Source organism: Kribbella swartbergensis, assembly GCF_054784135.1.
In genome coordinates, this window is the sequence record NZ_BAAGPM010000008.1 from 252,799 (window position 1) to 265,979 (window position 13,181).

A 13,181-nucleotide genomic window follows, 5' to 3' on the forward strand; every position below is an offset into this window, starting at 1 on the left:
CGACGTGACGCCGACCGTCGTCCTGGGTCCGGTGTCCCGGGGGTCCCTGCTCGGTGCGTTGACCGCGGCCGCGCTGGGCGTCGGGTTCGTCGAGATCCGGAAGGACTGCGGTCAGGCGACGGACAGCGACCGATGGGTGCGGCGTACGACGGGTCCCGACTACCGGGATCGGCACGTCGTCTTCGGTTTCCGGCGTGACCTGGTCATGGCCGGCGACCGGGTCCTGATGGTCGACGACTGGGCGGACACCGGTGCGACCGCCCTGGTCGCCCGTGCCCTGGTGGAGGACTGTGGCGCCCGGTGGATCGGCGCCGCCTGCGTCGTCGACGCCCTCGGCAACGCCCGACTACGCCACGACCTCCCCCTCCGCGGACTGATCGACGTACGACGGCTCTAGACCGGGCGTCCGCCGACGAACGTTTGGGTGACGAGGGGGACGCCGGGGCGGTAGGCGAGGTGGATGTACGACGGCGCGTCGAGGACGGCCAGGTCGGCACGGGAACCCGGCGTCAGTCGGCCAACGTCTGTGCGGCGGAGGGACGCGGCACCACCCGCGGTCGCCGACCACAGGGCCTCGGCCGGGGTCATGTGCATCTCCCGGACAGCCAGAGCGATGCAAAGCGGCATCGACGAGGAGTAGCCGGAGCCCGGGTTGCAGTCGGTGGCCAGGGCTACGGTCACTCCGGCGTCAATCAGGCGCCTGGCGTCCGGGTACGGCGATCGCGTGGAGAACTCGACCGCGGGAAGCAGCCCGGCGACCACGCCCGTCGAGGCCAGGGCGTCGATGTCGGAGTCGGTGAGGTAGGTGCAGTGGTCGGCCGCGGCCGCACCGACCTCGCAGGCCAGCTGGACACCAGGCCCCTCTCCCAGCTGGTTGGCGTGGACCCGCGCCTGCAGCCCCTTCGCCTGCCCTGCCGTGAGGATCGCCCGGGCCTGGTCCTCGTCGAAGGCGCCGCGTTCCACGAAGACGTCGACCCACTTGGCGTACGGCGCGGTCGCCTCGAGCATCGGACCGGTCACGAGTGACACGTAACCGGCCGGGTCCTCGGCGAACTCCGCCGGTACGACGTGCGCCCCGAGATAGGTCGTGTCGTCGGTGAACTGGCCCGCGATCCTCAGCGCCCGGGCCTCGTCCGCGACCGTCAGGCCGTAACCGGACTTGATCTCGACCGATGTGGTGCCCTGGCGGCGCATCTCGGTCACCAGCCGGGCCACGTTCGCGGTCAGCGCCTCGTCGGTGGCCTGCCGGGTCGCCGCCACCGTGGTCCGGATCCCGCCGGCGGAGTACGGCGTACCGGTCATCCGGGCGGCGAACTCCTCCGCCCGGTCACCGGCGAACACCAGGTGCGCGTGGGAGTCGACGAACCCGGGGACGACCGCGCGGCCACCCAGGTCCAGAGCCTGATCGGCCCCCGGGGCATCACGGCGGGACCCGACCCAGGCGACCTTGCTGCCCTCGATCACCAGCGCCGCGTCCCGGATCTCGCCAAGCAACGCACCACGCGCCGGATCGTTGGTCACCAGCGAACCGATGCCGGTCAGCAACAGAGAGGTCACGAGGTCACCGCCGCGATCGAGGCCGCCAGGTCGGCCGCCACGTCGAGCTTCGCGTGATTGCCGTCAGCAACCACTTGCCGGCCGCCGACGATCACGTCGGTGACGTCGGCCGCGGAGGCCGCGAACACGGCAGTCTCCACGGTGGCTCCGGTCCCCGCCGTACGCACACTGTCCAGCCGTACGGCGACCAGGTCCGCGCGAGCCCCCACCTCGATCACCCCGGCGTCGGCGAAGCCGAGTGAGCGGTGGCCGTCGGCGGTCGCGGCCCTGAGCAGCTCGGGAGCGGACCAGTGGCCGCGCTCCTGGGACGCCAGCCGTTCGTCCAGCTCGACCGCGCGCATCTCCTCGAACAGATCGATCACCGCGTGACTGTCCGACCCGAGCGTCAGTGGCGACCCGGCGTCGCGCAGCGCCACCGACGGACCGATGCCGTCGGCCAGGTCGCGCTCGGTCGTCGGGCAGAAGCAGGAGTACGTCGCCGCGCCGCCGAGCAGACCGACGTCCACGTCGGTGAGATGGGTCGCGTGGACGGCGCTCGTCCGCCCGCTGAGGAAGCCGGTCTCGTCCAGCACCTGCGCCGGCGTACGGCCGTAGGCGTCAAGGCAGGCCACGTTCTCGCCGACCTGCTCGGACAGGTGGATGTGCAGCGGGGCGTCCGGCAATGCCGAGGCGACCGCGCCGAGTTGGTCCTGGGGCACACCTCTCACCGAGTGCGCCGCGGCGCCGATCACCACGTCGTCGGAGCCGTCCAGCAGCGAGATCCGCGCGGCCCAGCCTGCCGCGTCGCCGTCGCTGAAGCGTTGCTGCACCTGGTTCAGCGGCTGGTCGATGCCGCCGGCAACGTAACAGGTGTCCAGCAGGGTGATCCGGAGCCCCGCGTCCCGGGCGGCCGCGATCAGCGCCTTGCCCATCGCGTTCGGGTCGTCGTACCGCCGTCCGCCCGGGGGGTGATGCAGGTAGTGGAACTCGCCGACGGCAGTGATCCCGGCCAGCACCATCTCGCCGTACACGGCCCGCGCGAGGTGGTAGTACGACTCCGGGGTGAGCGTCGACGCGACGGCGTACATCTGCTCACGCCAGGTCCAGAACGTGCCGCGCTCGGCCTGCGTCCGGCCGCGCAAGGCCCGGTGGAAGGCGTGGCTGTGACAGTTCGCCAACCCGGGCAGGACGAGGCCGTTCAATCGGACCGCGTCACCTGGCTCCGCACCGGTCTCGACCGCGGCGAACCGGCCGTCGGCGACCGTCACCAGGACCCGCTCGGCCACCCCGGTCGGCAGCACGGCGCTCGAGCACCAGTACGACGTCACTTCGCGAGATCCTTCAGTACGGCGGCCAGCGCGTCCACGCCGGCCAGGCAGTCGTCCATCTCGGCGTACTCGGCCGGCGAGTGCGAGACGCCGGTCGGGTTCCGCACGAACAGCATGGCGGTCGGGATGCCGGCGGCGGAGAACACGCCGGCGTCGTGCCCGGCCCCGGTCGGCAACACCGGCGCTCCGTCGAGTACGCCGACCAGACGGTCCCGCAACCCGGCCGGGAAGTCGACCACCGGCGACACCGATTCGGGGACCACGTCGACCGTCGTACCGTCGCGCTCGGCGCGCTCCGTCGCCTGCCTGGTGATTGCCGCTAGCAACGACTCCAGGGTCGCGTCGTCGGCGGCCCGGGCGTCCAGCCAGGCGGTCACCTGCGACGGTACGGCGTTGGTGCCGTTGGGCTCGACCGCGAGGCGGCCGAACGTCGCACGGGCGCCGGCGAGGCGGGCCTGCTTGTTCGCGGCAAGGGCGGTCATGGCGTAGGTGAGCATCGGGTCGCGGCGGTCTTCCATCAGCGTCGTACCGGCGTGGTTGGCCTCGCCGCGGAAGGTGAAGCGGTACCGCCCGTGCGGCCAGATCGAACTCGCCACGCCGACCGGTGCGGTCAGTCCCCGGCCTTGCTCGACGTGCAACTCGACGAACGTCCCCATCCGCTCCAGCAGCGGCGACGGTCCGACGCCGGCCGGGTCGGTCCCGGCCGCCTCCAGCGCGGCGGCGAGCGAGACGCCCGACCGGTCCTTCAGCGCGAGAGCCTTCTCGGCGGGCAGCACTCCGGCCGCCACCCGCGACCCGAGACACGGCATCCCGAACCGCGAGCCTTCCTCCTCCACGAACACCCCGACCCCGATCGGCACCGAGGGCTCGAACCCCTCACTCCTCAGCCGATCCACCGCCGCCAGCGCCGACACCACCCCCAACGGCCCATCAAAAGCCCCACCATCAACCACCGAATCCAGATGACTCCCAGTCACCACACCAGCACCCTCTGACGAACCCCACCAGGCGATGAGGTTGCCCAGGCCGTCGGAATCGACGGTGAGGTTGCGGGTGGTGCACTGGTCCAGGAACCAGTGGGTGGCTTCGCGTTCGGTCGGCGTCCAGCCGCCGCGGCGGTAGCCCCCGGTGTCGGGGTCCCGGCCGACGGCGGCCAACGCCGCCCACATCTCCTCGAAACTCAAGACAGCGGGTTCTTCGACAGCCAGTCCTTGGCGACCGCGTTCGGCGACTCCTTGCCGACGTCGATCCGCTTGACCATGTCGGTCAGGCCGTCCGTCGTCAGCTTGGCGGATACCGCGTTGAGCGTCGACACGACGTCGTCCGACTTGTGGTCGGTCCGGATCAGCGGAACGATGTTGTTCGGCGGCAGGATGTTCTCCGGGTCCTCCAGCATGACCAGGTTGTTGTCCTTGATCAGCGCCTGGGTGGTGAAGAAGTTCGACACCTGGATCTGGTTGTCCAGCAGCGCCTTCAGGCTCAGCGGGCCGCCCGCGTCGAGCGTCTTGTACTCCTTGAACTCGACGTCGTACTTCTCCTTCAGGCCCTTCAGCCCGGCGTCACGCACCTTGAACTCGGAGCTGCCGCCCGCGACCATGTCCTTCGCCACCGGCTTCAGGTCGGCCAGCGACTTCAGGCTGTACTTGTCCGCGGTCGCCTTGGTCACCACGATGGTGTCCTCGTCGGCCGCCGGCGACTTCTCCAGCACCTCGAGCCCGGACGGCAGCGAGCCCTTCAGCGCGTCGTACGTCGCCTGTTCCTCGGTCTCGGTGGCGTCCTTCTTGAAGTAGTGCAGGGCCGCGCCGGTGTACTCCGGCAGCAGGTGCACCGACCCGTCCTTGATCGCGGCCATGTAGGTCTCCCGGTTGCCGATGTTCGGCTTCTGGGTCACCTCGATGCCCTTGGCGGCGAGCGCCTGGCCGTAGATCTCCGCCAGCAGCTGGCTTTCGGAGAAGTCGGCGGACCCGACCGTGATGCTGGTCACCTTGTCCGGCGCGGGCGAGGAGCCCGCATCGCTGTCCCCGAGCTGGTCGCCCCCACCCCCACAACCGGCCAGGCCGAGCACCGCCACCCCGGCGATCGCAGTACGGATGAGCGTGGATCTCAACACGAGAGCCTCCAGTGTCTCGTCAGCCACCGGCGGGCGCCGGTGGATGGTTCGGTGGGGCGGAACATCTGAGTCAAGTTGATCAGGTACGTCGGACAGTTCAGCTCGACTTGAGACCGTCGGAGACGGCGATCCGGCCGAGGACGGCGAACATCACGTCGAGCAGGATGGCGAGCAGGGCCACCAGCAGGGCGCCGGTGAACATCTGCGGGAAGTCGCGCAGCTTCAGCCCGTCGACCACGTAGCGGCCGAGGCCGCCGAGCGCGACGAGCGCGGCGATCGTCGCGGTCGAGACGATCTGCAGGGTCGCGCCGCGCAGACCGGAGATGATCAGCGGCATCGCGATCGGGATCTCCACCTTGGTCAGGATCTCGCGTCCGGTCATCCCCATCCCCCGGGCGGCGTCGATCGTGGCCGGATCGACACCGGACACACCGGCGTACGTCGAGGCCAGGATCGGCGGGATGCCGAGCGCGACCAGCGCGATCAGCACCGGCAGGAACCCGATCTGGTCGGTCAGCAGCACCGCGAGCATCAGCAGCCCGAGGCTCGGCAGGGCCCGGGCCGCGTTGCCGAGGTTGATCGCCAGGAAGGCCCAGCGCCGGGTGTGGCCGATCCGCAACCCCACCGGCAGGGCGATCGCCGCCGAGAGGCCGAGAGCGGCGAACGTGTACCAGATGTGCTGCAGGATCCTGGCCCAGATGCCTTCCGGGCCGGACCAGTTGAAGGGGTCGGTCAGGTATTCCCACATGTCACGCCACCTCCACCGGCGGAGTGTGGATCACGCGCGCCCACGGCGTCAGCACCCGCTGCAGGCCGACCAGAACCAGGTCGGCGAGCAGTGCCAGCAGCAGCGAGAGCACAACGCCCACCACCACGGGGGTGAGGAAGTCCCTCTGGAAGCCCAGGGTGAAGAGCTCGCCCAGTCCACCGATACCGATCACCGCGCCGACGCTCACCATCGAGATGTTCGCCACGGTGACGACGCGCAGGCCGGCGAAGATCACCGGTACGGCGATCGGCAGGTCGATGGCGATCAAGCGGTGCAGGGAGCCGTACCCGACCGCGACCGCCGACTGCCGGACTTCGACCGGCACCGAACGCAGTCCGTCGATCACGTTCCGGATGAGCAGCGAGACCGTGTAGATGGTGAGGGCCACGACGATGTTGACCGCGGACAGCACCAGCGTGCCGAGGATCGCCGGCAGCACGATGAACAAGGCGATCGACGGCAGTGAGTACAGCACGCCGCCGAACGCGATCAGCGGGTTCGCCAGCCAGGAGAACCTGGTCGCCACGTAACCGAGCGGCACCGAGATCAGCAGCCCCAGCAGGACCGGCAGGATCGCCAGGTAGAGATGCTCGCGCAGCTGTTCCCAGATCAGCCCGAGGTTGTCACCGATCCACGTCATGGGGCCTCCCGGACTGGACTGAGGAGCGGAGGGAGCCCGGTCATGGGGCCCCCGGCCTGGACTGAGGAGCGGAGGGAGCGAAGCGACTGGAGCGACGAGGGAAGGCCGGGAGCCAAGGCCCCATGACCCGCCGCGCCGGAGGCGCGGCATGCAGCACAGCGACTGGAGCGACGAGGGAAGGCCGGGAGGCAAAGCCCCATGACGCGCCGCGCGGCAGCGCGGCAATGTGCACAGTCATTGCCGCAACGCCTCCGCGACTATGGTCTGGTCGACGACGCCGACGGCCTTGCCGTGGCCGTCAACACAGACGCCCCAGCCGGTGGGTGAGGTCAGTACGGCGTCCAGCGCGGCACGCAGCGAGTCGCCCTGCCGGAAGAGTGCGCCGATCGGGTGCAGCACATGGTCGCCGCGCCATCCGACCGGTGCGCCGTCGTCGTCCAGCACGAGCTCGGACGGCAACGGCTTGAGTGGCAGTTCCTCCGGATGCACGAAGGTGAGGGCCCGGTAGCCGCGGTCCTGCCCGACGAACCCGCGGACGAAGTCGTCGACCGGGTTCGCCAGCAACTCGGCCGGCGGCGCGAACTGGGCCAGCTTGCCGCCGACCCGCAGTACCGCGACGTTGTCGCCGAGTTTGATCGCCTCGTCGATGTCGTGGGTGACGAAGACGATCGTCTTGCCGATGTCGCGTTGCAGCCGGAGCAGTTCCTCCTGCAACTGGTGCCGGACGATCGGGTCGACGGCGCTGAACGGCTCGTCCATCAGCATGATCGCCGGGTCGGCCGCCAGCGCCCGGGCGACGCCGACTCGTTGCTGCTGGCCACCGGACAGCTGGGACGGGTACCGCTCGGCCAGCTTCAGGTCGAGACCGACGCGCTCCAGCAACTCCATCGCGGTGGAGCGGGTCTTCCGTTTGTCCCAGCCCAGCAGCCGGGGCACCGTGGCGACGTTGTCCACCACCGTCTTGTGCGGGAACAGCCCGGCGTGCTGGATCACGTACCCGATGCCGCGGCGCAGCGCCACCGGGTCCTTGCCGGTGATGTCCTCGCCGTCGATCGAGATGGTCCCGCTGGTCCGCTCGATGGTGCGGTTGATCATCCGCAGCGACGTGGTCTTGCCGCAGCCGGACGGCCCGACGAACACGGTGATCTGGCCGCTCGGGATCCGCAGGGACAGGTTGTCGACGGCGACGGTGCCGTCCGGATACCGCTTGGTGACGTCCTCGAACTCGATCATGGCGCCCCTTCGCGCTCGTCGTCGGTCGCGGCTTCGACCCTAACGGAACGAGAGACCGAAGCCACGTGATCGCTCGATGTCTCGCTCCCCGGAAAGCGCACCCTAGCGGTGGAGAATGCCATGGTCGCACTCCGTCAGCAGTTGCCGGGTCGTGGTCAGGATTCCTGCATCGGAACCCGGACACCTCGTTCGGCGGCGACCTCCGCTGCCTTGTCGTAACCGGCGTCCACGTGCCGGATGACACCGGTCGCCGGGTCGTTGGTGAGTACGCGTTCCAGCTTCTGCCGGGCCAACTCGGTGCCGTCGGCAACCGACACCTGACCGGCGTGGATGGACCGGCCGATGCCGACGCCGCCGCCGTGGTGGATCGACACCCACGACGCGCCGCTGGCCACGTTCACCATCGCGTTCAGCAACGGCCAGTCCGCGATCGCGTCCGAGCCGTCCAGCATTCCCTCGGTCTCCCGGTACGGCGACGCGACGCTGCCGGTGTCGAGGTGGTCCCGGCCGATCACGATCGGCGCCTCGAGTTCACCGGACGCGACCATGTCGTTGAACCGCAGCCCGGCCTTGTCCCGCTCACCCTGGCCCAGCCAGCAGATCCGGGCCGGCAGGCCCTGGTACGCGACGCGCTCGCCGGCCATCTTGATCCACCGGGCCAGGTGCTCGTTGTCCGGGAACAGGTCGAGGATCGCCTGGTCGGTCCTGGCGATGTCGGCCGGGTTGCCGGACAGCGCCGCCCACCGGAACGGTCCCTTCCCCTCGCAGAACAAGGGCCGGATGTACGCCGGGACGAAGCCGGGGAACTCGAACGCCCGGGCGTACCCGGCCTTCCGGGCCTCGTCGCGGATCGAGTTGCCGTAGTCGAACACCTCGGCACCGGCGTCCTGGAAGCCGACCATCGCCTCGACGTGCTTGGCCATCGACTCCTGCGCCCGCCGGGTGAACCCGGCCGGGTCCTTCTCCCGCGCGGTCGTCCAGTCCTCGAACTCGATCCCGACCGGCAGGTACATCAACGGGTCGTGCGCCGACGTCTGGTCGGTCACCACATCGATCGGCGCACCGCGCCGCAGCAGGTCCGGCACGATCGTGGCCGCGTTGCCCAGGACACCGATCGACAGCGGCTTCCGTGCCGCCTTGGCCTCCTCGGCCAGTCGCAGCGCTTCGTCCACGGACGAGGCGCGGACGTCGAGGTAGCGGTGCTCGATCCGCCGGTCGATCCGGGAGGAGTCGACGTCGATGCAGATCGCCACCCCGTCGTTCATCGTCACCGCCAGCGGCTGCGCACCGCCCATGCCGCCGAGCCCGGCGGTCAGCGTGATGGTGCCGGCCAGGGAGCCGCCGAACTTCTTCTCGGCCACCGCACCGAACGTCTCGTACGTGCCCTGCAGGATGCCCTGGGTGCCGATGTAGATCCACGAGCCGGCCGTCATCTGGCCGTACATCGTCAGCCCCATCGCCTCGAGCTTGCGGAACTCCTCCCAGGTGGCCCAGTCGCCCACCAGGTTCGAGTTCGCGATCAGCACCCGCGGCGCCCACTCGTGGGTCTGCAGTACGCCGACCGGCCGGCCGGACTGCACGAGCATGGTCTCGTCGTCCTTCAGCGTGGTCAGCGTGCGGACCATCGCGTCGAACGAGTTCCAGTCCCGGGCGGCCTTGCCGGACCCGCCGTACACGACCAGTTCGTCGGGGTGTTCGGCCACCTCGGGGTCGAGGTTGTTCTGCAGCATCCGCAGCGCGGCCTCCTGCTGCCACCCGCGGGCGGTCAGGGTGGTACCGCGGGGCGCACGCACGGGACGGGGTCCGGACATGGGTGATCCAGCCTTTCTCTTCAGGACAGCGGACCGGTGACTGCTTCGGCCACCGTCAGATAGGTGCCGTCGGCAACGAGCCGGACGGACTGCTCGATCTCGGGGGCGAGGTGCCGGTCGGTGCCCGGCCCCTCGACGTACTCCCGCAGGGCGTCCCGGACGGCGGCGGTGGCCGGTGCCGGGGCGAGGGGTGCGCGCAGGTCGAGCGCCCGCGCGGCGGTCAGGATCTCGACGGCGAGGACCCGCTGCAGGCCGTCGATCGCGGTCCGCAGCTTGCGGGCGGCCGACCAGCCCATCGAGACGTGGTCCTCCTGCATCGCACTGCTCGGGATCGAGTCCACGCTGGCCGGTACGGCGAGTCGCTTCAACTCGGACACGATCGCGGCCTGGGTGTACTGCGCGATCATGTGGCCGCTGTCCACGCCCGGATCGTCGGCCAGGAACGCGTTCAGCCCGTGGTTCCGGGCCACGTCGAGGAAGCGGTCGGTACGGCGTTCGCTGATGCCGGCCAGGTCCGCGACGGCGATCGCGAGGAAGTCCAGCACGTAGCCGACCGGCGCACCGTGGAAGTTTCCGTTGGACTCGACCCGGCCGTCCGGGAGAACGACCGGGTTGTCGATCGCGGCGGCCAGTTCGCGGTCGGCGACCGTGGCCGCGTGCGCCGCGGTGTCGCGGGCGGCGCCGTGCACCTGCGGCGAACAGCGCAGCGAGTAGGCGTCCTGGACCCGGTTGCACTCCGGGCCGCGGTGGCTCGCGACGATGTCGCTGCCGGCCAGGAGCGCCCGCAGGTTGGCGGCGGCGGAGCGCTGACCGGGATGCGGCCGCAGGGCCTGCAGGTCGTCGGCGAACACCCGGTCGGTGCCGAGTTGCGCCTCGACGCTCATGGCCGCGGCCAGGTCGGCGGTCTTCAGGAGCCGGTCGAGATCGGCCAGGGCCAGTACCAGCATGCCGAGCATGCCGTCGGTCCCGTTGATCAGCGCGAGACCTTCCTTCTCGGCCAGCACGATCGGCGTCAGCCCGTGCGCCCGCAGCGCCTCGCCGGCGTCGAGAAGGTTGCCGTCGGCATCTCGCACCTGTCCCTCGCCCATCACGGCGAGAGCGACATGGGCCAACGGCGCGAGGTCGCCGGAACAGCCGAGGCTGCCGTACTCGTGCACCACCGGAGTCAGGTGCGCGTTGAGCAGCTCGGCGTACGCCTGGGCCGTGTCGACCTTCACACCCGTGCGGCCGGTCGCGAGCGTCGACAGCCGGAGCAGCGCGAGCGCCCGGACTACCTCGGTCTCGACCTCCGGTCCGGAACCGGCCGCGTGTGACCGGACCAGGCTGCGCTGCAGCTGGGCACGCAGTTCCGGAGCGATGTGCCGGGTCGCGAGCGCACCGAAGCCGGTCGAGACCCCGTAGTGCGGGGTGTCCGCGTGCGCGAGGGCCTCGACGGCGGCCCGCGACTTCGCGATCTCCTCGAGCGCCTGGTCGTCGATCCGCACCCGGGCTCCGTGCCGCGCCACCGCCACGACGTCGGCCGCGCTCAGCGGTCCGACGCCGACGATCACCTCGTTCTGCTCTTCCACGCGTTCATTCCACCGCGCCGCACCGCGATCCGACAGCAGCGCCATGCACTTTGTGTCTCGCATCCGAGACATGGACCGCTGGTCACTTAGAGTTCAGGAATGGTGTTCGAGATCCGGACGGCGGGGCCGGAGGATGCGGTGGGGATCGCCCGGGTCTGGGCCGCCGCGATGCCGCAACTGGTGAAGACGGCACGCGGCATCCAGGCCGAACTGCGCAACAGCAGACGTCGGGTCGCGCTGATTTCGGTCGACGGCTCCGAGGTGGTCGGGTACGGCAACGTGTTCCTGCCCGATCCGGGCGACCGGGCGCCGCGGGTCAGGATCTCGGTGCAGGTACCGCCCGATCTGCGCAGGCGTGGCATCGGCGGCCCGTTGGCCGAGGCGGTCTGCGCGGAAGCGGCGAAGGCTGGTGCGGCGAGCCTTCTGGTCGTCGTCGAGGACAACGACGAGTCCAAGGGGTTCGCGATCCGGCGCGGGTTCACGATCGGCCGCCGGATGAGCCATTCGCGCGCGGACCTGAGCGCCGTACCCGAGCCGGCTGCGCCGCCCGAGGGACTGCGCGTCACCGACTTCGGGCAACTGAACCCGGAGCAGGTCTGGCAGGCGGTGGTCGCCGTTGCCGAAGGCGACCCGAGTGGCCTGTCGTTCGCGCCGCCGTACGACGAATGGCTGGCGACCGACTGGGGTCACCCGGACCTGCGGCGCGACCTGAGCGTCGCGGTGCTCGACGGTGACACGGTCGCGTCGTTCGTGATCACCACGGCGGATCCGGACCGCCGGGTCATCTGGTCGAACCTGACCGGCACGATCCCGGCGCACCGTGGCCGCGGACTGGCCAAGGTGGTGAAGTCGGCGGCGCTGGCCCGCGCCCGGGACGCCGGATTCACCCATGCGTACACCGGCAACGACGCGGCCAACGCGCCGATGCTGACAGTGAACTCGTGGCTCGGCTACAAGGTGTCGTCGGCCGCCTGGACCGCGGAGAAGACCCTCTGATGCGACCGTTCGTCTCACTCACGTTCTTCGGCATCCTCTCGGTCGCCGTCGGAGTCCTGCTGTCCGGCGACGACCAGGATGTCGACTGGATCGTCGCGGGCGGCCTGTTCGCCGTCGCGCTGGCCGGTGAGGGTTTCCGGCTGTGGCTACGCCGCGGCCGCGCCAAGTCGCGCGAAACGTCCGGAATCTGAGATCCGGCGGTTACGCTGCCGTTGTGAGCGGCAACGTTCCCGCCTCGACCCGCACTCTGCGGGTACTGACGTTCCTGGCCACCCAGCCCGGACCCGTCCCGATGGAGCGCATCGCCTCCGCGGTCGGCCTGCCGCGCTCGTCGACGTACCACTTGCTGCGAGCAATGATCGACGAGGGATTCGTGGTGCATCTGCCGGAGGAGAAGCGGTACGGGCTTGGGGTGGCCGCGTTCGAGATCGGCTCGGCGTACCTGCGCCACGACCCGCTCGAGCGGCTCGCCCGGCCGCTGCTCGTCCAGTTGGTCGCCGAGGTCGGGCAGACGGCGCATCTCGGCGTACTGCACGGTCGTGAGCTCGTCTACCTGCTGAAGGAGCAGCCGCCCCGGCCGGTCACGCTGGTGACGGACGTCGGCGTACGTCTGCCGGCGACCCTGACCGCATCCGGCCGTGCCCTGCTCGCCGAGCTTCCGCCGGCGCAGGTGCGGGCGTTGTTCCCGAGTCCGGAGACCTTTGTACGGCGTACCGATCACGGACCGCAGACACTCAGCCAGCTCCGGCGCCTGCTCGCCGAGGAGAAACGCCAGGGGTATGCCGTCGAGGACTCGTTCATCACCCCGGGCCTCTCGTCCGTGGCCAGCGCAGCCGTCGACCACGCCGGCCACCCGGTCGCCGCCATCAGCGTCACCTTCCGCACCGACGCCATCCCCCCGGCCGACCGCCGCGCCCTCGCCCACCGCATCCGCCAAGCCGCCACCGCCCTAACCCGCCGCCTCCACGGCTAGAACTTCTGCGTCAGGCCCACGGCGTGCTGGGGGTACAGCCCACGCGTGCTACGCAGCCGTTCCTCGTCGCTCCGCTCCTCGTCACGACCGCTGAGCGCGCTCCCACCCACCCTCGTGCTTATCGCCCGAGCATCCGGGCGTGCTTTCGCCCGCGACCTGCCGGCTGTCGCCGGCGTGCGCGTGCTGGCGCCCGCGGCCTGGAACTCGGGGCGAAATG

At 70.4% G+C, this 13,181-nt stretch carries 13 protein-coding genes; 4 read left to right on the forward strand and 9 right to left on the reverse strand.

Annotated features, from left to right (window positions below; translation table 11 throughout):
- Positions 1-4: 4 nt before the first annotated feature.
- On the forward strand, positions 5-397 hold the full coding sequence (locus tag ACYVOK_RS04905) for a phosphoribosyltransferase family protein (RefSeq protein ID WP_460661016.1): 393 nt from the start codon (positions 5-7) through the stop codon (positions 395-397).
- Here the strand turns inward: ACYVOK_RS04905 and hutI are convergent.
- The 9 genes from hutI to hutH form a co-directional block, all read right to left on the reverse strand.
- Positions 394-1,557: an imidazolonepropionase gene (gene hutI, locus ACYVOK_RS04910; RefSeq protein WP_460661017.1), complete on the reverse strand. Its 1,164-nt coding sequence runs from the start codon at positions 1,555-1,557 to the stop codon at positions 394-396. The genes ACYVOK_RS04905 and hutI overlap by 4 nt on opposite strands.
- Positions 1,554-2,864 carry a formimidoylglutamate deiminase gene (locus ACYVOK_RS04915; RefSeq protein ID WP_460661018.1) on the reverse strand — a complete coding sequence of 437 codons (1,311 nt, stop codon included), beginning with the start codon at positions 2,862-2,864 and terminating at the stop codon, positions 1,554-1,556. Before ACYVOK_RS04915 ends, hutI begins: the two co-directional genes overlap by 4 nt.
- Positions 2,861-4,033 carry an allantoate amidohydrolase gene (locus ACYVOK_RS04920; RefSeq protein ID WP_460661257.1) on the reverse strand — a complete coding sequence of 391 codons (1,173 nt, stop codon included), beginning with the start codon at positions 4,031-4,033 and terminating at the stop codon, positions 2,861-2,863. The genes ACYVOK_RS04915 and ACYVOK_RS04920 overlap by 4 nt, the downstream gene beginning before the upstream one ends.
- A gap of 11 nt (positions 4,034-4,044) precedes the next feature.
- On the reverse strand, positions 4,045-4,974 hold the full coding sequence (locus ACYVOK_RS04925; RefSeq protein ID WP_460661019.1) for an ABC transporter substrate-binding protein: 930 nt from the start codon (positions 4,972-4,974) through the stop codon (positions 4,045-4,047).
- A 97-nt stretch (positions 4,975-5,071) separates the two neighbouring features.
- Positions 5,072-5,722 carry an ABC transporter permease gene (locus ACYVOK_RS04930; protein WP_460661020.1) on the reverse strand — a complete coding sequence of 217 codons (651 nt, stop codon included), beginning with the start codon at positions 5,720-5,722 and terminating at the stop codon, positions 5,072-5,074.
- Between the two features lies 1 nt (position 5,723).
- Positions 5,724-6,383 (reverse strand): ABC transporter permease, encoded by a 660-nt coding sequence (locus ACYVOK_RS04935; protein ID WP_460661021.1) that lies wholly within the window; start codon positions 6,381-6,383, stop codon positions 5,724-5,726.
- Positions 6,384-6,617: 234 nt separating this feature from the next.
- Complete coding sequence (locus tag ACYVOK_RS04940) at positions 6,618-7,616, reverse strand: ABC transporter ATP-binding protein (protein ID WP_460661022.1); 999 nt, start codon at positions 7,614-7,616, stop codon at positions 6,618-6,620.
- A 155-nt stretch (positions 7,617-7,771) separates the two neighbouring features.
- Positions 7,772-9,427: a urocanate hydratase gene (gene hutU, locus ACYVOK_RS04945; protein ID WP_460661023.1), complete on the reverse strand. Its 1,656-nt coding sequence runs from the start codon at positions 9,425-9,427 to the stop codon at positions 7,772-7,774.
- A 20-nt stretch (positions 9,428-9,447) separates the two neighbouring features.
- Positions 9,448-11,040 (reverse strand): histidine ammonia-lyase, encoded by a 1,593-nt coding sequence (gene hutH / locus ACYVOK_RS04950; RefSeq protein WP_460661258.1) that lies wholly within the window; start codon positions 11,038-11,040, stop codon positions 9,448-9,450.
- 54 nt (positions 11,041-11,094) lie between these two features.
- Between hutH and ACYVOK_RS04955 the strand changes: the two genes are divergently transcribed.
- From ACYVOK_RS04955 to ACYVOK_RS04965, 3 genes are read left to right on the forward strand one after another with little or no spacing between them, the layout of a single operon-like run.
- Positions 11,095-11,991 carry a GNAT family N-acetyltransferase gene (locus tag ACYVOK_RS04955; protein WP_460661024.1) on the forward strand — a complete coding sequence of 299 codons (897 nt, stop codon included), beginning with the start codon at positions 11,095-11,097 and terminating at the stop codon, positions 11,989-11,991.
- Entirely contained in the window at positions 11,991-12,182 is a 192-nt protein-coding gene (locus tag ACYVOK_RS04960; RefSeq protein ID WP_460661025.1) for a hypothetical protein, read from the forward strand. The genes ACYVOK_RS04955 and ACYVOK_RS04960 overlap by 1 nt, the downstream gene beginning before the upstream one ends.
- A 23-nt stretch (positions 12,183-12,205) precedes the next feature.
- A complete protein-coding gene (locus ACYVOK_RS04965) occupies positions 12,206-12,964 on the forward strand; it encodes an IclR family transcriptional regulator (protein WP_460661026.1) in 759 nt (252 codons plus the stop codon).
- Positions 12,965-13,181: the final 217 nt, after the last annotated feature.